Here is a 17582-nt window from a genome sequence, read left to right as displayed (position 1 = left end):
GCTCGACCACTCATGCGCGATGGGCCGCCTTCCAATCCGCCGGTACTCGACAGGGGTCGGCAATGTGCTGTCGCAGCAGACCTTTTCACGCAACAGAGACTCCCTCGTGTCGCTGATCAACCGGGTCCGCCGGCGTAACCACGGGCCCACTGCTTCTCGTGACGAGAAAGACGACGATCGTCACGGCGACGATGACGATGCCGGGAAGCAGCGCTTCGATGCCGACCGCCGAGCCGGAACGGTTGGTGGTCGCGATCGGGTCGATGTGCAATGCGGCGTCGAAGACGAAGCTGAGCGTGTTGTAGACCGCATGCAGTACCACTGCGATCTCGATCCCGCCGGTTCGCCAGCTGATGACCCCGGTGCCGACCGCGAAGACGACGTACCAGAGGTTGAGCCAGCCGCTGGTGGAGACATGAATCGCCGCGAAAAGCACGCTGGAAACCGCGATCGCGAGAACGAGTCCCGCTCGGCGGCCAACGGACCAACTGCCGGCCACTTGGAAGATCAGTCCGCGGAATCCGTACTCTTCTCCCGCCGCCTGCAGGGGAGCGATCAGCAGCGTGATCACCAGCAGTCCGATGACATCGTGGTATCCCCATGAGGTTTGCGGCAACGGAACCCAGTACTGCACGATCAGGATGATCACCCACGCCGGGCCCACCAGGATCAGCGATCGTCCCAGGACGTCCCAGCGGAACCGAGACGTCACCGAGGACAACGAGCCTCCCGGCAGACCGTACAACCAGCGCTGAATCAGTCTGCTCCACGGCAGCAGCAGCGCCACGGACAGCATGCCGGCACCGTAGGTGAGCGGGGTGAAGCCGCCGCGAGCCGTGTTACCCGACACCGCATCCAGGAAGGCGGCACCGGTGGTGAGGGCGACCGCAAACACCTGCAACCCGCCGATCAGCAAGACGATCGCCAGTATTCCTCTGCCGATGCGTCGGTGATCGGTGGCGAGGACGCGGTGAAATTCGACGGCCTCGGTGGGGGTCACTCTGACCTCGCGCATTCGGCGAGCGTATCTACGAGCGCGCCTCGGACACCTCATCCGAAAGTCGTGATCCGAGCAACCGAAGTCGCGACATCGGAGGCCGTCGGCCGATTCGTCTGGCCCGTAGCCGGTCCTACCGTGGCTCGGATACCGCGTCTCGACAGGAAGGGTCCGTGATGATGTCCGGCTGGAACGACCGGCGGCTCGCACGCCGGGTGAAACCGGGGGACGGCAGTGCGCTCAAGCCGTTTCGGTGGTGGCAGATGCTGCGTCGTTCGGTGCTGTCGATCTCGTTACCGGTCGGCGACGCAGCGATCATCCACACCATCGAGGTGCGGCACGGCGGCGATCCCGATACGGGCGAGGTGATGGCGCGGATGTACCGCGACGGGCGTCTCGCCGCGGAGTCGCGTGTACCCGGTCGGTTTCCCATCGACGGCGGCGCCATCGAGGTGCGAACGAGCGAGATGGGCATGCGCCGCTGCGCTTTTGTCGCCGACGACGGCACCGAGCACCGACTCGTGCCCGACCCCGCATCGGCGGAGGGACGTCGAATGCGCTTCGCCCGGGAGAATCCCGGAGCCAGCCGACTACTCGGTGCCGTGTCGATTCTCTTCCTGCTCATCGGAGTCGGACTCAATCTGCTGCAGGTCGCTGCACCGATCTCCCGGATTCTGCCGATTGCGGACACACTCGGCACCGTCGACTCGCCCCTGAGCCTGCCACTGTGGCTGTCGATCTCGTTGGGATTGGCGGCCGCGCTCGGCGCGATCGAGCGGGCGCTCAGCATGCGCTATCACTGGTTGCTCGACGGTGGCGCCGGCACCTGAACGCTTCAACTCTCGCTGTTGAGCGGCCGGAACGCCTCGGCCAACGCGCGATACGCGTCCAAGCGTTCCGGACCACGCGGCATCCCGAAGTCGGGGACAATCACCTCGTCGACCCCCTCGTCACGCCAGATCGCGACCGCCTCAGCGATTCTCGCCGCCGGCCCGTAGACCACCGGTTGTGGTGTCGACTCTGCTTTGGCCTTCGCTTGGGCCTCCGCTTCGGGTGAATCGGTGACAATCACCAACGCTTGCGTGGAACGCCACACCGTGTCCGGATCCCGGCCTTCTTGGTGACACGCCTCGTCCAGCGCCGCGGATCGCTCGGCGAACCCACCCGGTGCCGACCATTGATTCCACTGGTGCGCGTGCCGGGCGATCAGCCGCAACATCCGTCGACCCGTTCCACCGACCAGCAGCGGCAGCGGCGATTGCACCGGCTTGGGCTCGCACAACGCATCAGTCAGGTGGTAGTACTGCCCGTTGAATGTCGTCGTCTCGTTCGTCAGCAGCCCCGAGATGACGGAAAGGCCCTCGGCGAAGCGATCGACCCGCTCCTTGGGCTCACCCAACTGCAGCCCGTACTGCTCGTGTTCGGTGTCCTGCCAGCCGGCGCCCAGCCCGAGCGTGAAACGGCCTCCGCTGATCCGGTCAATCGTCGCCGCAAGATTCGCCACCACCGCCGGATGGCGGAAGGTCATCGACAGCACCAGGTTGGCCAGCCGGATGTTCGACGTGCCGGTGGCCAACGCCGCCATGACAGCGGTGGCCTCCAGCCAGTTGCTGGTCTGGCCGGGTCTGTCACCGGGGGACATGAAATGGTCGGCAACATACAGCGAATGCCAGAACCCGTCATCGGCGAACTGCGCCAGTTCGAGCACGTCATCCCACGGTTGAGTGGTGCCGGGCCACACGGAGAATCGCACGTGCGTCAGTCTAGGGACGAAAGCTGGTAGTCGACTCCGCGTCAGCGGCGCGGGGCGGTGACCGGGGCGAGCCGATCGTCGTCGTTGACGGGACGACGGGATCCGCGGCGGTGGTCGAGGATCCGGCGCCACTGGTCGCCGTAGACCAGGCCGATCATGTCTTCGCCGGCCATGACGTCGTGCGGAAAGCCGAGGTCCGGCGCGCTGATCCGGTCCAGGCGCTCGAGCGTGTCGGCGCCCAGCACGATGTCGGCGGCGGCGAGATTGGTCCGCAGCTGCTGCTCGCTGGTGGCGCCGAGCAGCGGGATGACGGTGCCGGCTCGTGAGCGCAGCCAGGCGAACGCGACCTGCGCGGGCGTCCACCCTCCGGCCTCTGCGATCGCGACGACCTCGCGGACGATGTGGTCGCTGCTCTCGCCGCTGAAGTCCCAGCCGCCGCGAGTAAGGCGTCCCTGCCCGCCGCCGAGATACTTGCCGGTCAGTCTGCCCTCGGCCAACGGGCCCCAGGCGAGGATCGCCAGATCCTCGGCGTGCGCCATCGGCGTCAGTTCGGACTCCACGGAGCGACTGAGCAGGTTGTAGCGCAGCTGCACGCCGATGAACGGGGACCAGCCTCGCAACTCAGCCAAGGTGTTGGCCTTGGCGATCTCCCACGCAGGCCAGTCCGATACTCCGATGTGGAGGACTTTGCCGGCCCGAACCTGGTCGTCCAGCGCCCGCATCAGCTCTGGCAGCGGGGTGAGCGTGTCGCGGGCGTGCACCCACAGCACGTCGATGTGGTCGGTCTTCAGGCGCCGCAGGCTCGCCTCCAGCGACCGGGTCAGGTTCTTGCGGTGGTTGCCCGCAAGGTTGGGGTCCCCGGCCTCGGTCTGCAGAGTGAACTTCGTGCCGAGCACGAATCGGTCCCAACGCCCGTGCAGAGCCTCGCCGAGGATCGTCTCGGCCACGCCGCCGGTGTAGACGTTGGCGGTGTCGATGAAGTTCCCGCCCGCCTCGGCATACACCTCCAGCATCCTCGTGCTGGTCTCCACCGGCGCGCCCCACCCCCAATTGTCACCGAAAGTCATCGTGCCGAGAGCGAACTCGGAGACGCGGATGCCGGAGCGGCCGAGCAAGGTGTAGCGCATGGAGTCCTCAGGTAGGGGAGAACAGGCGGAATCGACCCCATGCTCGCGCAGGCGGGCATACGCAACCAGGGCCGAGTGTTCCTGGGTGCGGCCCACCCAGGTCACTACGAGCCGGAATCAACGGGCTTGGCGGAGCTCCAACTCAGTAGCAGGTTCAGCGCATCCCGCGACGGCGTGCCGGCCTCGGTCGTGTAGACGAACAGTGCCTGGTCCGCGTCACCGGGCATCGAGAACGTTTCGAAGTCGACGGAGAGTTCGCCGACGACAGGATGGTGCAGACGTTTGGTGCCGTACGTCCGTTGGAACACCCGATGCTCCGACCACCATGTCCGGAACTCATCACTTCGGCCGGACAGTTCGGCGATCAGTTCTTCAGCAGCTGGATCGTTCGGGTCCCTCCCGACGTCGAGGCGCAGGTTCTCGACGGCCGATCGGGCCTGAACCTCCCAGTCCAGGAAAAGGTTTCGGGCCTGCTCTGTGGTGAACATCCAGCGCGCATAGTTGCGCTCCCGTGGGAGCATGGCGTCGAAGTCGGCGAACACTGCCCGCGCGGCGTGGTTGGCGGCGAGCACATCGGTGCGTCTGCCCAGGATCATCGCCGGTGTGTTGTCCAGCGTATCCAGCAGCTGGTACAGGCCGGGCCGGACCCGTTGCACCGGACGGTGCGCCTTACGCCGCAATGACGGCGCGCCGACGAGGCGGCCCAGGTGGGCGCGCCCGGTCGTATCGAGTTCCAGGGCACGCGCGATCGCGTCGAGCACGGAAGTCGACGGGTTGATGCGCCGACCCTGCTCCAGCCGGGTGTAGTAATCGGTCGAGACGCCGGCCAGCAGCGCCACCTCTTCGCGGCGAAGGCCAGGTACCCGACGGATCCGGCTGCCGGTGGGCAGACCCGCACGTGCGGGATCGACTGCGCTGCGAGCGCGCTTCAGGAAATCCGCGAGGTCTCGGTTGGCGTCGGCCATGTTCACAATCGTCCCAGAGCAGGGCGGGTCGAGGGTAGGACAACGAGTCCCAGGCGGCTCCGGCCCAGGCCGAGGCGGGCCTGTTATGCGCCCCCGAGGAGCCCTTCGGACGCCGAGACTGGCTGCATGCCGATTTCAAAGGATCTCGGCGCCAATACACTTCGCGAGGAGACCTCATGACTTACCCGACCGACCGTCCCGCCACGTGGTTCGTGACCGGCGCTTCGCGGGGCCTGGGCCTCGAGCTGGTTCGCCAGCTGCTGCAGCGCGGCGACAACGTCGCGGCGACCACCCGGTCTGCCGAGCGTCTGCTCGGTGCGTTGTCTGGCATCGACACCACCGGGCTGCTGGCACTGGAGGTCGACCTGGCCGACCCCACCGCGGTGAGTGCTGCTGTCGACGCCACCGTGGAGCGGTTCGCGCACCTCGACGTCGTGGTGAACAACGCCGGCTACGGCATGATCGCCGCAGTTGAGGAGACCACAGACACCGAAGCGCGGGCGATGTTCGACCTGCAGGTGTTCGGCGCGTGGAACGTGCTGCGAGCCAGCATTCCTCACCTGCGCAGTGCCGGTAGCGGGCACATCATGAACGTGTCATCGATCCTCGGGTTGACCGCGTTCCCAGGATGGGGGCTCTACAGTGCGGGCAAGTTCGCCCTCAACGGGCTCAGTGAGGCGCTGGCGCAGGAGATGGCCGGCTTCGGCGTCAACCTCACCATCGTTGAACCGGGGTACTTCCGTACCGACTTCTTGACCACTGACTCGCTTGCGCTCCCCGTCGCCGCGGGGGACGGGTACCCCGCGATCCGGGACATGACCGAACAGCACCTACAGATGCAAGGCACCCAGCTCGGTAACCCGACCAAGGGGGCCGCGGCGATCATCGACATCGCCGTGACGGGGCAAGGCCCGCTGCACCAGCTGCTAGGCTCAGACGCAGTGTCGCTGGCCCAGGGCAAGATCAACGCACTGACCGCCGACGTGAAGGCCGGCCGTGACCTGGCGGTTACCACAGACCACGCTTGACGGGCCGCTTGGCGACAACGGTGGCGCGACGGCCATAGAATTGCCTCCCGATGCGATACCTGAGCTGGCTTCCGCCGTTACTGTGGTTGATCGCCGCCGGTGTCGTGGTCTGGTTTGCGATTGAGATAATTCCCTCGACACCGATGCCGGACCAGCTTCTCGGATGGCTCTTTCTGGCGGCCGGCATCGGGTGTCTGCGGATGTGCCGCAGAGAATTTCCCGCAGCACGAGGCGTCGCTCCGCCGCCCCGCGGGGCACCAACGCGACCGGCACTGCCCATGCCGCCGGAGTATGCGCCGTCGCCACCCGAGCGGCTCCTGCCGGACACCGAGCCGCCACATTATCCACTGGCACCCGAGCTGCGCTCACAACTGCTGTCGATGGTGAATCTGCTACAGCAGGCCGACATCCTGCAGAGCGGTGAAGTCACCGACGCAGCGGTCATCGAAAGCGCCGAGTACACCGACGCTTTCACAGAGATCGACCTCCCGTTGACCCTGGTGATCCTGGGCATGCTGGCAGAGCAGCGGGCCACACCCTGGGCGCGCCTGGCCTTTTTCACCGACCAGGTCGAGGTCAGCCACGAGGATCCGGTTGCCACGGTCGCGGAGTTGGCGCGAATCAGCGGACACCGCGACGTGCCTCGTCAAGTGCGGTTCGAGTTATCCGGCGACGCCCTGCCCGGAGGAATCCCGGACCCGCCGGCCAACGCCGTGCTGGAATTCGAGTTCGAAAACCGCCGCCACACTATCGCGTTCACGTTCTATGCCAAGTATCTGCCCGGTGGATTGATCGAGCAGGCGGTGTCGATTCTCACGCCGCCCGATGCGGTGCGGCGCTTCTTCTCCGCTGCGTGCTCGGACCATCCGGTGATCGCCTATGCGGAACCCGGGTCGGTGGCGAAAGTCAATGCCGCACTGGGGCCAGAGCCGGTGTGGGTTCCGGTCTGACGCCTCGGGGGAGATCGCGCATTTATGAAGTTCCTATGTCTCCCTGGCTGCGCTGAGGTGTCCCGCATACCGTCATGTCTGACCACCGATCCTGCGGCGGCGCGCAGAAGTTCGCGTCACCCAGCTCGAGGAGCAGAGGATATGAACCCACCTGATCGTAGGCCGGCCGCTCCAGGTCAGTGGCGGCCTTCCCGCCGTCGGCTCCTGCAAGTAGGCGGCGCGGGTGCCGCGGCTGCGCTCGTCGGCGGCGGTGCCCACGTCGCGGTCGGCCGTCGGAGCCTGGCGCAGACGGGAACTCCAGAGGCGATGGGGGCTGGGGGAGTATCCGCTCTCCCGGCGGCACCACCTGTGGGTGCCGGCTTGATCAGCCGAAAGGTTCCCGGGTCGGACATCTACTTGCCGGCAATCGGTCTCGGCACATTCCAAACCTTCGATGCCATCCCCGACGAGGCCCGGGCGGCCCGCGCCGAGGTGTTGCGTCGGTTCTGGGCCGCGGGGGGACGAGCCATAGACACCTCGCCGCTGTACGGGTTGGCCGAGGAGATCATCGGCCAGACCGCAGTGGCCGAAGGTATACAAGACGACCTGTACGTCACCAACAAGATCTGGTCCACCGGTGGACATCTCGGCGATGACTCACATGCCGAGACAAGCCTGAACAACTCCATGCACCGACTCTCGCGTACCGCGCCCATCGACGTGATGCAGTGTCACGCCCTGGTCAACGTCGACATGATCGTCCCGGTTCTGCACGCGTGGAAGGCCGAAGGACGCATCCAGCGGTTGGGAGTCACGCATCACGACCCCGCCTACTTCGAACCGATGGCAAGCTGGATCCAGAACGGTGACATCGACTTCGTGCAGACCCGGTACTCGATCGCACAACGTAGCGCCGAGGAACGAATCTTGCCGATGGCTGCGGACAACGGTGTGGCGGTGACGGTGAACATGCCCTTGGAAAAGGGCCGGCTGCACCAGTTCGTGCGGAACCAGCCGTTACCGGACTTCGTCGCCGATCTGGGCATCCAGACGTGGTCGCAGTACTTCCTCAAATGGGTCATTGCACACCCCGCTGTGACCGTCGTGTTGCCGGCCACGTCGAACCCGGATCACCTTGTCGACAACATGGGGGCCTGCCAGGGCCCACTTCCAGACGGCGAGATGCGCGCACGGATGCTCGCGCACATGCAGTCCATGCCCGGGTTCGACGACGTGACCGCGCAGCCCTGGTACCCGGGCAAGCAGTACCCGGGCATCATGAACCGGGATTTGGCCGCGATCCGCGAACGCAGTTCGTGGAGGTCCACCACATGGGTCTGACATGTGGTGGGTGTGCTGAGCGGTAGGGGCCAGGTGCTGGATGGGCGACAGCCGCAGCGTGAATGTCTCAAGCCTCAAGCTCGTGACTGCAGGTTGCGGATCGGCTTCGCACCGCGCCCAGTCCGTGAGGCGGGATGGTTTCGACTGAGCCAATTCGAGGCCCCATCGCGCATTCATCGACGCTGGATAACCGACAGCCTGAGGCCACGGCGTCAACGCGTTCCGTCAACCAGGCGACCGGCGGCGAACAACGCCCCCTGACTGGCTAGTTCGCCGATGTAGTTAGCGGGGTTGTGGCCCGCGAAGTTGAGCCCGTCTGAACAGACGGGATCATCCACGGCACACAGTTCACGGGTCTTGCCCTCGTATAGCGGGCCGATCGTCACCGGCGGCTGACCGAGGAAGTTCATTGCACGGGCATTCGGCAGACCGAACAGCACGACTGCTACGACGTGCTCGGCCACGTCCGGGGACAGCGGTTGGGGTACCGTCGTGGGATCGACACCGTTCGGCACGGCGGACGACGTCACGAAGCCTGCCACCGCGGCTCCTTGCGAGTACCCCCCGAGCACCGTCTTGGTTCGGGGGCAGGACGTCGCGATTGAGACCACGCGAGCGGCGGCGTCCCTGATGCCGTCAGCGCCCGTAGCCCATTGATCGGATGCCGGGTAGTCAACCGTATAGACCTCGAGTGAGCGCTCGCCCAACTGCGGGCGCAGCGCATCGACGAATGCCTGGCCCGTTTTCCCTGCACCGGGGGGTTCGTGGGTTCCGCGAGCGAAGATAACCTCGACATCGGGACACGACGCAGCCGACGCGGAGGGTGCGACGACGGCTGACTGTGCGGCCGAAACAAGCCAAGCCATAACAAAACTCGACAATATCCTGCTGTAACTCATGATCTTCGTCCTTCGTACTCTGCTTGAACGGGAAACAGCCGTCGGCCTGTGGTCAGTCGCCCGCCGGCGGCCACTCGGCCTGACCGCCATGCGGCGATGCCGTTTCCAGGGGACACGGCGTGTCCTCGGGGTGACCGACACCGCCCGGTCGCAGCGCCGGTGGCGGGCGAGGCGGCGCCTCGGGCGGGACGAGGTGGCCTCATCCACGGTTCGACGACCGCTATTCGCCAGCCCGGCATGGCGATGCCAGTGGCACCTATGCGTCCTGGTGATGCGCGTCGGCCAACATCCGCACGAAGGTCTGGGCGTAGAGCGCAACGTCGAGTGGGTATCTACCGGTGAGGAACCGACCGTCCTCGACGATGAACGGCGATTCGACGGTCTCCCCGCGGAGCATGGCACCCGTCGTTCCGACAGCGGCACGCACCTCGGTTTCGGTGTACTTCCAGTAGGTCCGGTATCGGCGACCAACACGCAAGACAGTGGTGCGGAACGCCCACTTCTCCAGCGGCTTCGTCAGCGTGGTCACCCGGTGACCGTCAAGCACGCTCTTTCCCGTGGCAGGGTCGATGGCCCTGGCGGGCACCAGCACTCCATGGCACACCGCACCTACCAATTTGTCGGCCCGCACGAAGTCGACCACCTTCTGCTGCAGCACCGTGCTGTCGAGGTACTGCCGCATGCCCTTGGCGTGCCCACCCGAAAGGTGTATCGCATCGAAATGGTCGGCCTCGATCGCGCGATACGTGATTGGCGACAGAAACGCTGCCGTCTGGATCATCTCGTCGTAGGCCACTACGGCTTCCTCGTGCGCCGGCAGTGGATGGAACCAGCCACTTGACAGCAGCCGCTGATCGCAGGCAGCCACGCGCCCATGCTCGGTGGCAAAAGTCACCTCACAGCCGCCTTGTACGAATGCCTTCCACGACACGGCGGCCTCGGTGGTGTCGAAGTCGTTGTCCGGCAACGGCATCACGACACGACGCCTTCCATCAACCATCAATTCCCCTATGTTCTCCCGAGTTCCAAACCGCGGCGCTTCCTGCGCCGCGATCGCTGTATATCCGGGACCATCCGACCTCGTGCCCAATAACCGACGGGTGCACCGAGTAGTCGTTGCCCCATCGAGGCGGTCGTGATGATCACGCGCCAACCGCGTCAGAACCTCCCGAGGCTCGGACGCGATGGCTCGATGTCGACAAGTCGCAGACTCGCGATCCCACTGAAAACCCACCATTTGCACTGCTTTCATTTCCAGTGCCTTCGATTTACCGTCTTCCCGGCGGCCATGACGTGTGCTGCTGTATCTAGGCCAGATGGGCCGCCAGACCGGAGACCCCAGGAGCGACATCCTCAGCCAGCGTGTGCCTATCGGGGTAGTCGCCACCGTTTTGGCGGCGGAAGGGGATAGGGGTGTCGGTGAACAGCCCCATGAGCCGCTGCTCGAGCGCCTCCCGGGCGCACTGAACCCCGTCACCGTCAAGAAACATCGCGCCATACACAGCAAAGATCGGCAACACCTCCATCCCTGGGTAGAACAGTGCCCCACGGGTGAAGGGGAATAGGAGTTGTTCCAATGGGCCGTTGATTCCGCGAGGCCCGTAATCGGCGGCGGGCCCGCCTGCGGTCACTGAAACCAATGCTCGCTTGCCGGCGAGGATGCCTTCGCCGAAGCGGTAGGCATTGGTTCCGTCCTTGTAGCCATACGCGAAGCGGTACGCGTACACCCTGTCGACCCAGCCCTTGAGGATCGCCGGTAGGCCGTACCACCAGATGGGGAATTGGAAGATGATGGCGTCCGCCCACAGCAGCTTGTCCTGTTCGGCTGCGATCTCACGCATCTGGGAACCGGCAAGGTAGGCTTCTCCGGACGCCGAAACGAGGTCGAGCGGCGCTGAGCTGTCTCGCGACGGGAAGTCGTCGGCGTCGGCGACGGCTTTCCACTTCATCGCGTAGAGGTCTGATACCTGGACGTCGTGTCCACCGCGCTGCAGCACACTGACAGCGTGGTCCCGCAAGGTTGCGTTCAGCGACCTCGGATTCGGGTGGGCGTAGACGATGAGAACTCGCACTGATACTCCTTGGGAAGCGCTAGGAATTCTTCTGCCAATCTCCGGCCCCGTTGACGCTATAGCGCAGAGCAGATCTCGGCGATGTCTGAGCTACTCACTTTTTTGTCTGATCAGATCGCGACATCTGTTGTGATGAAGCTATTGGTAATACCCTCAAGCGATGGACACTTTGACCGACGTCCTTGAGCGGGCGTCCGTTCGCGGCTCGTTGGCCGCCAGCGTGGTCGCCGGGGGACGCTGGGGAATGCTCATGGATGCAGATGCCATGCCCGGCGCAGCATTCCACGCGGTCACGGCAGGTAGCGCGTGTTTGTTGGTGGACGGTCGTAGCCCACTCTCTCTTGTGTCCGGCGATCTGGTGCTGCTGCCGAGCGGCCCCACCCATGTGCTGGCCAGCGACCCCAGCGCTCCGGTGCGACCTTTCGACCACGACGGCGCGGCGGCAGCCGTCAGGGCGGGAGAGAACCTACCGGTGGGCAGTCAGCCAGCGGCTACCCGCATCTTGTGCGTGGCTTTCCGACACGATCCGGCGACGGCGTTCAATGCATTCGGCCTGTTGCCGGATGTCGTACACGTTCCAGCGCTGACAGCGCCGCCGCCTCTGCGAAGTGCGCTGCAGCTGCTAGGTGACGAGTTGGGTCACCCCGGGCCAGGTACCAGCGCGGTCCTCGACCACATCGTGCACATCATGCTCATTCTGCTGCTGCGGGTTTGGCTCGAATCAAGTCGCGCGGAGGAACACCCGCCGTCTTGGCTACGTGGACTCACCGATCCTGTCACCGGCGCAGCGCTCACGGCGATTCATCGTGATCCGGCGCATCCGTGGACGCTGGACACTCTCGCCAGAAGCGCCGGAGTTTCCCGTGCGACGCTCGTGCGCCGCTTCAGCACAGAGGTGGGATGCCCGCCGTCCGAGTACCTGACAAGATGGCGAATGGAACTGGCCGCGAACAAACTTCGGCTCACCGCGCTCCCGGTTGCACATATTGCCCGTGACGTCGGATACAGCTCGGAATATGCGTTCAATCGGACCTTCGCTCGGTGGCAGGGCGTTCCACCGGGCAGATACCGAACCGCGTTCCTTGCCGCAGAATCCGAGGTGTCGGCACCGGCTGAAACCTGACTGCGGAACTGATTCGTCGCCGCGAGAATTTACCGCCGGTGAACCCGGATGCCCTCCGCCACGATATCGACCTCATGATCGCCACCCTTGCCAACGCAGGATTTCAGCGGCGGCCGATACAGCGTGGGTACCGAGCCGGTTGTCGCCGATCAGTGGGGATTGCGGTCCTTGGCGCTGATCGCGGACGTTCGCCACATCGCCGTTTCAACATCTTGAGTGGACCCCATCGGACTGTGGCAGTATTTGCGCGTGCGGTAGTCCGCAGTGCGTGTGTCCCAACTTGGGGAGGGGTGGCGAATGCCGATTCCGAAGTCGGTGGCCCGGTTGAATCGAGTGGGCCTCAATAAGGTCACCCAACATATCGCGCCCTGGGCTCCAGGTTTTGGGCTGGTGATTCACCAGGGTCGCAGCTCCGGGCGAAGCTATACAACCCCCGTCAGTGTCTTTCGGACGCCAACCGGGGTACGCATCGCCCTCACCTACGGCGCCGATAGCCAATGGGTGAAGAATGTCGTCGCGGCACAGGGTTGTACGTTGCGAACCCAGGGCCGCACGCTGACCTTGTCCGAGCCGCGGATCGTCCACGACCCAGAGCGCACGAGCATCAGACCACTCGAGCGACGGGTACTGGGCATGTTGGGGGTTGACGACTTCCTCGACCTGAACGAGTACCACGGATCAGCCGGATAACGCCGCCACAGCGCAGTCAGACGCCGACGGTCCGCACTGCGGGCTACGCCGCGCAGGAGCACAACGGTTGTTCGGCCCAGTCGCGGACCTCGGCGATGTCGAGCGCCAGGCCGATGCCCTCCATCAGGTGATCGACAAGGATCTCGGGTTCGGGCCTGCCATCGGGACCGGCCTCCAGCGGCGCCCGGCTGACGGTGTTTCCGCGCGGCGGATCACCGCGGTCGGTCCAGTAGAGCGTCCGTGTGCCGTGGTCGATGTCGAGGTCGATCGGCTCGGGCGGTATTGGCGGTATCTGCCGGTCAAGCTGTCGCGCTGTTACCCAGAGGCATCGCAGCGTTCTCCGTCGATGCGAGCGTACGGTGCATACCGGTCAGGGACGCGCCGCCGCAGGCGGTTGCCCTGGCGTACAACACGAATCGGATCATGCCGCACCTCGACGCATTCGCCACGCTATGCCGGAAGGAACTCGGCCCCCGGGTGCGTCACCTGCCCCGACGACTGGGTGCCGGTGAAGGGGCGTCCGGCTCCACGCTTTGAATGTTGAGCTCCTTGCAATGCCCCGGGCAACATGCCAAACCCCCCAAGGAATTGGGTCAGGTAGGTCCCCTGGTGCGGTGGGGGATTCGGGACCCGGGGTGGGCGGTGAAGGTGATCGTGCGCCGCTTGCGGACTCCATAGAGCCGCCTGCTGGCCACGTCCGTGCACGTTCCGAAAGCCGTTGGCGTCGAGGTCCTTTGGTCATCGTGATCCGATGCGGCAGGCGAGGGCACGTCGGGCGCCGCATGATGATCCATTAGATGAACACGGCGTACTTTACCGGTAAGACTGCATATTCAGGCCATGCATATTCATCCGCGCGCGACGGTGCACTCCCAATACCCCGCGTTCGTGCCTCACCGGTGATTCACTGGATATGTGGATGCAGTCACGGTGCGCGAACTGCGCAACAGTGAAGAAGACGTACTGCACTGGAGCTACGCCGGCGCCACCCGAGCCTCATGCTCGACGCGCTGAACCCCGCTGGGGCGCAGCCACTCCCGTAGCTAGACGTAGCGGTTGCGTCCGGCGACGGCGCCGGTGGCCATCTGCACGGCGTAGACCACGAGGAACAGAGTCCAGGGCACCGTCCAGCCACCGCTGACGTCGTGGAGCACGCCGAACAGCAGGGGCCCGGTACCGGCGATCAGGTAGCCCAGTCCCTGGGCCATCCCAGACAGTTGCGCGGTTTCCTCCGCGGTCCGGGCACGCAGTGCGATCACCGCGATCGCCAGAGCGAAGACGCTCTGCCCGATGCCGATGAGCACACTCCACAGCACCGGCTGGGCCGCCGGCGCCAGCATGACGCCGAGAATGCCCACCACTCCGAACAGGCCGAGCCCGACGATCCACCCGCTCTGACTCCCGCGACGAGCGGCCATGGGGGCCACCACCAGCGCGATCGGCACACCAATGAGCGAGGCCAGGCCCACCAGGACGCCGGCCTGCACCTTGGGCACCCCGTTGTCGATGAACACCTCGGGCAACCAACCCATCACGATGTAGGCCATGAAGGCCTGGCACCCGAAGAACACGGTGACAGTCCACGCCAGGCGGTTGCGCAGCAGCGAACGTGGCGGCTCGGCGTGTTCGATCCGTCGGACCCAGGCCGCGCCATGGCGCCGGGAGACCGGCACCCACACGGCCAGGGCGATCAGAGCCAGCGCCGCCCACACCGCCAGCGCCGGCCGCCAGCCGCCCAGCGGCCCCTCGAGACCGGGCGTGACCGCCGACCCCAAGGCCCCACCTGCTTGCAGCGCAGCGGTGTAGATACCGGTCATCAGGCCGATCCGGGCCGGGAACGACCCTTTGATCACGACGGGGATCAGCACGTTGACCAAGGCGATACCGGCACAGGCGACCAGGCTGGCGCCCAGCACCACAGTGGATCCGCCAGCGACGCGGATGAGCAGGCCCGCCGCGATGATCAGCAGCGACAGTGACACCGTGCGCCCCAGCCCGATCCGCGCCGACAACCGCGGGGCGGCCAGTCCGGCGGCGGCAAAACACAGCGCGGGCAAGGTGGTGAGCAGACCGGCCCAGGTGGCCGTGACACCGAATTCCACGCGCATCTCACCCAGCAGAGGCGCGACGCTGGTCACCGCGGGCCGCAGGTTCAGCGCGGTGAGCACCACCGCCACCGCCAACAGTGCACCCCCAGCGACAACCGAAACAGGGTTGTCCCGGAAATCCGCCGATGAAACGTCCTGATCATCGGCTTGTTTCATCCATGTTTCGGCTCGCACGACTGCTATGGTTGCATAGATCCCATGATTGGATGAAAGGACGAGCTGTGCCGTTGACCACTACGCGTCGCGCCGGCCTCGTTGATCAGGTGATCGAACAACTGCGGAGCTCGGTGAACGCCGGGGAGTGGCCAGTGGGTGAGCGCATCCCGAACGAGTCCGTACTCGTCGACCACCTCGGGGTGGGCCGCAACACCGTCCGCGAGGCCGTCCGCGCACTGGCGCACGCCGGGATCTTGGACGTCCGCCAGGGCGACGGCACCTACGTGCGCGCCACCAGCGAGGTATCCGGTGCGCTCCGACGACTTTGCGGCAGCGAGCTGCGCGAGATCCTGCAGGTCCGGCGGGCCCTCGAGGTCGAAGGTGCCCGGCTGGCAGCGCTCAACCACACCGCCGACGAACTCGGGGAACTACGCGCGCTGTTGGCCAGAAGCCAGGACTGCCTGAGCTCGGGGGAGGAGGAATTCGCTCGCGCCGACGCCGACTTCCATCTCGCCGTGGTGCGGTGTTCCCACAACACGATCCTGATCGAGCTCTACCGCGGCCTGCTGGAGACCATTGCCGCCAGCGTGGCGGCCACCACCAAGACCTTCGCCAAGGCGCTGGCCGTCGACCACAGCAATGTGGTGGCGCACATCGCCGCCGGCGACGAACACGCAGCCGCGCAAGCGGCGGGGCGGCTCTTCGATCACCTGCTCGGCGACGCAAGCCCGTAAGGTCGCGCAGCAATTCGAGGATGTACCTTGCGCACTCTTCCGCAGAGTGCGGGGCCTTTCTCTTAGCACCTTCCGCCAGCGAGCTGGTGACTCGACTCTTCACCGGCGGTAGGCGAGGAGGTGAAGGCCGGGGAATTGGTGGACGGTGTCGGGTCGGTTGATGATCCGCCATTCTTCGGTGAAGCCAGCGGCGGCAAGCGCCCGGCTGAGTTCGTCCCAGTTGTTGCGGATCTCATGCAGCGTGCCGGTTGTCCGGGGCGAGACCGCGAGCACCACCCTCGGCCAGGATCGAGCATTGCCTGCAACCGATGGTGAGAAATTCATCCGTGGCGGCGGCCAGCATGACGTCGAAGCCGCGGGCGATGTTGACGGCGCGGTCCGCGAGGTCCTTGGCGTCAATGCGGTGCGACGAGCGCGCTTGAAGGCAACCGCCGCCACCGCCGTAGATTTCAGAGCGCGCGGTGGTACTGCATCGGCCATAGATCATGGGGGTCACCGGCGAGGAGTCGGAGGGCAAGGTACGGGTCGCGCAGGAGCGGACGTCCCAGGAATACGGCATCCACCTTGGTCCGGCTGAAGACGTCCTCCAGGACACTCGGATCGCCGATCTGGCCCACCGGTGCAACGCGGATACCGGCATCCTGTCGAATGCGGTCTGCCGACTCGACGTTGAGAGCAGGCTTCGGCGGCGGAGGAGCGTCCACCAGTAAGCCACCCGATGTGACGTCGAGCAGGTCGATGTCCAGCTCCCGCAGACACTGTGCGAACTCAATGGCCTCCGCCAGATCGAACCCCCCGCCCGCCCAGTCGTTCGTGCTGACGCGGAAGAACACCGGCTTGTTCGACGGGAACTCGTTGCGCACTGCCCGCGCCGCTGCCAGCGGAAATCGCATGCGGTTCTCCAGCGATCCGCCGTACTCGTCGGCTCGCTGGTTCGAGAGGGGGGAAAGGAATTGGTGTAGCAGATATCCGTGGGCGGCATGGACTTCGACCACGTCGTAGCCTGCGTCGTGTGCGTTGACCGCCGCCCGTGCGAAGCGGTCGATCACCATCGCGATCTCGGCACGCTGCAATACCCGGGGTACGGTGAGCTTGCCAAACGGAACCGCGGACGGCGCGACTGGAATCCAACCGCCCTCCTCGGGGGCAACGGGGCTGTTCTGGCCGCTGCGCTCCCACGGCACGCGGTGTGACGACTTGCGGCCGGCCGCCTGTAGTTGGACTGCAGGCACGGCACCGGCGCGCCGGATGACGTCAGTCACCTTTCGGTGCGAATCAACCTGTGCCTCAGACCAAATGCCTGGATCCACGAGAGTGCATCGGTCGTCGGGGCCGATTGCCGTGCTCTCGACCATGACCATTCCCACGCCGCCGACAGCACGTGCGCCATAGTGCAGCAAATGCCACTCAGTGAGGCAGCCGTCGCCGGTTGCCGAGTACTGCGCCATCGGTGACATCCAGATGCGGTTGCGTATCTCGACCTCGCGCAGCCGTACAGGTTGGGCGATCTGTTCCACGTCCATCAACAACTCCTTTTCAATGACGCTTGCGTTCTTCCGCCTTGCCGTATTACGGTACAGCATGCCGCCAGATGGCATGAACCGATCCGTCGTTCGCCGCGGGCAGCGCGGTCAGACGGCACGCGAAGGAGTCAGGAGAA

Annotated in this window: 18 protein-coding genes; 8 read left to right on the top strand and 10 right to left on the bottom strand. The window is 65.5% G+C overall.

Features of this window, described 5'->3' with window-relative positions; genetic code table 11:
- Nucleotides 1–85 precede the first annotated feature (85 nt).
- Nucleotides 86–1015: a CPBP family intramembrane glutamic endopeptidase gene (locus G6N58_RS23130; RefSeq protein ID WP_115277135.1), complete on the bottom strand. Its 930-nt coding sequence runs from the start codon at nucleotides 1013–1015 to the stop codon at nucleotides 86–88.
- Nucleotides 1016–1176: 161 nt separating this feature from the next.
- Between G6N58_RS23130 and G6N58_RS23125 the strand changes: the two genes are divergently transcribed.
- Complete coding sequence (locus G6N58_RS23125) at nucleotides 1177–1827, top strand: hypothetical protein (RefSeq protein ID WP_232067962.1); 651 nt, start codon at nucleotides 1177–1179, stop codon at nucleotides 1825–1827.
- Between the two features lie 5 nt (nucleotides 1828–1832).
- Here the strand turns inward: G6N58_RS23125 and G6N58_RS23120 are convergent, their stop codons facing one another.
- From G6N58_RS23120 to G6N58_RS23110, 3 genes are all read right to left on the bottom strand, one after another.
- Nucleotides 1833–2750, bottom strand: a complete 918-nt coding sequence (locus tag G6N58_RS23120) for an LLM class flavin-dependent oxidoreductase (protein WP_115277137.1) — start codon at nucleotides 2748–2750, stop codon at nucleotides 1833–1835.
- A 41-nt stretch (nucleotides 2751–2791) separates the two neighbouring features.
- Nucleotides 2792–3877, bottom strand: a complete 1086-nt coding sequence (locus G6N58_RS23115) for an aldo/keto reductase (protein ID WP_115281326.1) — start codon at nucleotides 3875–3877, stop codon at nucleotides 2792–2794.
- A 104-nt stretch (nucleotides 3878–3981) separates the two neighbouring features.
- Complete coding sequence (locus G6N58_RS23110; RefSeq protein WP_115281327.1) at nucleotides 3982–4842, bottom strand: helix-turn-helix domain-containing protein; 861 nt, start codon at nucleotides 4840–4842, stop codon at nucleotides 3982–3984.
- A gap of 176 nt (nucleotides 4843–5018) precedes the next feature.
- Between G6N58_RS23110 and G6N58_RS23105 the strand changes: the two genes are divergently transcribed.
- From G6N58_RS23105 to G6N58_RS23095, 3 genes are all read left to right on the top strand, one after another.
- Complete coding sequence (locus tag G6N58_RS23105; protein WP_115277138.1) at nucleotides 5019–5870, top strand: SDR family NAD(P)-dependent oxidoreductase; 852 nt, start codon at nucleotides 5019–5021, stop codon at nucleotides 5868–5870.
- Nucleotides 5871–6148: 278 nt separating this feature from the next.
- A complete protein-coding gene (locus G6N58_RS23100) occupies nucleotides 6149–6820 on the top strand; it encodes a hypothetical protein (protein ID WP_115277139.1) in 672 nt (223 codons plus the stop codon).
- A 360-nt stretch (nucleotides 6821–7180) separates the two neighbouring features.
- Complete coding sequence (locus G6N58_RS23095; RefSeq protein ID WP_197746439.1) at nucleotides 7181–8140, top strand: aldo/keto reductase; 960 nt, start codon at nucleotides 7181–7183, stop codon at nucleotides 8138–8140.
- A 212-nt stretch (nucleotides 8141–8352) separates the two neighbouring features.
- Here G6N58_RS23095 and G6N58_RS23090 read toward each other — a convergent pair whose 3' ends face one another.
- The 3 genes from G6N58_RS23090 to G6N58_RS23080 all read right to left on the bottom strand — a co-directional run bounded on the left by G6N58_RS23090 (nucleotide 8353) and on the right by G6N58_RS23080 (nucleotide 11111).
- Nucleotides 8353–9006: a cutinase family protein gene (locus tag G6N58_RS23090; protein ID WP_435406379.1), complete on the bottom strand. Its 654-nt coding sequence runs from the start codon at nucleotides 9004–9006 to the stop codon at nucleotides 8353–8355.
- Between the two features lie 289 nt (nucleotides 9007–9295).
- Nucleotides 9296–10012: a type 1 glutamine amidotransferase domain-containing protein gene (locus tag G6N58_RS23085; protein WP_232068143.1), complete on the bottom strand. Its 717-nt coding sequence runs from the start codon at nucleotides 10010–10012 to the stop codon at nucleotides 9296–9298.
- A gap of 334 nt (nucleotides 10013–10346) precedes the next feature.
- Nucleotides 10347–11111 (bottom strand): NAD(P)H-dependent oxidoreductase, encoded by a 765-nt coding sequence (locus G6N58_RS23080; RefSeq protein WP_115277142.1) that lies wholly within the window; start codon nucleotides 11109–11111, stop codon nucleotides 10347–10349.
- Between the two features lie 160 nt (nucleotides 11112–11271).
- On the opposite strand from G6N58_RS23080, the gene G6N58_RS23075 reads away from it, so the two are divergent.
- The 3 genes from G6N58_RS23075 to G6N58_RS31250 all read left to right on the top strand — a co-directional run bounded on the left by G6N58_RS23075 (nucleotide 11272) and on the right by G6N58_RS31250 (nucleotide 13461).
- Nucleotides 11272–12234, top strand: a complete 963-nt coding sequence (locus tag G6N58_RS23075; protein ID WP_115277143.1) for an AraC family transcriptional regulator — start codon at nucleotides 11272–11274, stop codon at nucleotides 12232–12234.
- Nucleotides 12235–12531: 297 nt separating this feature from the next.
- The gene (locus tag G6N58_RS23070; RefSeq protein WP_115277144.1) at nucleotides 12532–12924 is read left to right on the top strand and encodes a nitroreductase family deazaflavin-dependent oxidoreductase; all 393 of its coding nucleotides are present in this window, start codon (nucleotides 12532–12534) and stop codon (nucleotides 12922–12924) included.
- 240 nt (nucleotides 12925–13164) lie between these two features.
- Nucleotides 13165–13461: a LysR substrate-binding domain-containing protein gene (locus tag G6N58_RS31250; protein ID WP_115277145.1), complete on the top strand. Its 297-nt coding sequence runs from the start codon at nucleotides 13165–13167 to the stop codon at nucleotides 13459–13461.
- 506 nt (nucleotides 13462–13967) lie between these two features.
- Here G6N58_RS31250 and G6N58_RS23060 read toward each other — a convergent pair.
- On the bottom strand, nucleotides 13968–15188 hold the full coding sequence (locus G6N58_RS23060) for a CynX/NimT family MFS transporter (protein ID WP_115277146.1): 1221 nt from the start codon (nucleotides 15186–15188) through the stop codon (nucleotides 13968–13970).
- 65 nt (nucleotides 15189–15253) lie between these two features.
- On the opposite strand from G6N58_RS23060, the gene G6N58_RS23055 reads away from it, so the two are divergent.
- A complete protein-coding gene (locus G6N58_RS23055; protein ID WP_115277147.1) occupies nucleotides 15254–15922 on the top strand; it encodes a FadR/GntR family transcriptional regulator in 669 nt (222 codons plus the stop codon).
- A 99-nt stretch (nucleotides 15923–16021) separates the two neighbouring features.
- On the opposite strand, the gene G6N58_RS23050 is transcribed toward G6N58_RS23055, so the two are convergent.
- Together G6N58_RS23050 and G6N58_RS23045 are read right to left on the bottom strand one after the other, a co-directional pair.
- Nucleotides 16022–16198, bottom strand: coding sequence for a hypothetical protein (locus G6N58_RS23050; protein WP_163908342.1), 177 nt, complete (start codon nucleotides 16196–16198; stop codon nucleotides 16022–16024).
- A 173-nt stretch (nucleotides 16199–16371) separates the two neighbouring features.
- Entirely contained in the window at nucleotides 16372–17520 is a 1149-nt protein-coding gene (locus G6N58_RS23045; RefSeq protein ID WP_232067961.1) for an NADH:flavin oxidoreductase/NADH oxidase, read from the bottom strand.
- Between the last annotated feature and the right edge of the window lie 62 nt (nucleotides 17521–17582).

Origin of the sequence: Mycolicibacterium tokaiense (assembly GCF_010725885.1) — a bacterium.
GTDB classification, from domain to species: Bacteria; Actinomycetota; Actinomycetes; order Mycobacteriales; family Mycobacteriaceae; genus Mycobacterium; species Mycobacterium tokaiense.
Note: the sequence above shows the minus strand (reverse complement) of the source record. Positions and strands in the feature narration are given on the sequence as shown.

Excerpts from the sequence above, each read along its gene's own strand:
- G6N58_RS23085 (WP_232068143.1), bottom strand. The coding sequence starts at position 10,012 with ATGCCGTTGCCGGACAACGACTTCGACACCACCGAGGCCGCCGTGTCG.
- G6N58_RS23100 (WP_115277139.1), top strand. The coding sequence starts at position 6,149 with ATGCCGCCGGAGTATGCGCCGTCGCCACCCGAGCGGCTCCTGCCGGAC.
- G6N58_RS23125 (WP_232067962.1), top strand. The coding sequence starts at position 1,177 with ATGTCCGGCTGGAACGACCGGCGGCTCGCACGCCGGGTGAAACCGGGG.
- G6N58_RS23115 (WP_115281326.1), bottom strand. The coding sequence starts at position 3,877 with ATGCGCTACACCTTGCTCGGCCGCTCCGGCATCCGCGTCTCCGAGTTC.
- G6N58_RS23070 (WP_115277144.1), top strand. The coding sequence starts at position 12,532 with ATGCCGATTCCGAAGTCGGTGGCCCGGTTGAATCGAGTGGGCCTCAAT.
- G6N58_RS23060 (WP_115277146.1), bottom strand. The coding sequence starts at position 15,188 with ATGAAACAAGCCGATGATCAGGACGTTTCATCGGCGGATTTCCGGGAC.
- G6N58_RS23130 (WP_115277135.1), bottom strand. The coding sequence starts at position 1,015 with ATGCGCGAGGTCAGAGTGACCCCCACCGAGGCCGTCGAATTTCACCGC.
- G6N58_RS23075 (WP_115277143.1), top strand. The coding sequence starts at position 11,272 with ATGGACACTTTGACCGACGTCCTTGAGCGGGCGTCCGTTCGCGGCTCG.
- G6N58_RS23105 (WP_115277138.1), top strand. The coding sequence starts at position 5,019 with ATGACTTACCCGACCGACCGTCCCGCCACGTGGTTCGTGACCGGCGCT.
- G6N58_RS23045 (WP_232067961.1), bottom strand. The coding sequence starts at position 17,520 with ATGCCATCTGGCGGCATGCTGTACCGTAATACGGCAAGGCGGAAGAAC.
- G6N58_RS23110 (WP_115281327.1), bottom strand. The coding sequence starts at position 4,842 with ATGGCCGACGCCAACCGAGACCTCGCGGATTTCCTGAAGCGCGCTCGC.
- G6N58_RS23090 (WP_435406379.1), bottom strand. The coding sequence starts at position 9,006 with ATGGCTTGGCTTGTTTCGGCCGCACAGTCAGCCGTCGTCGCACCCTCC.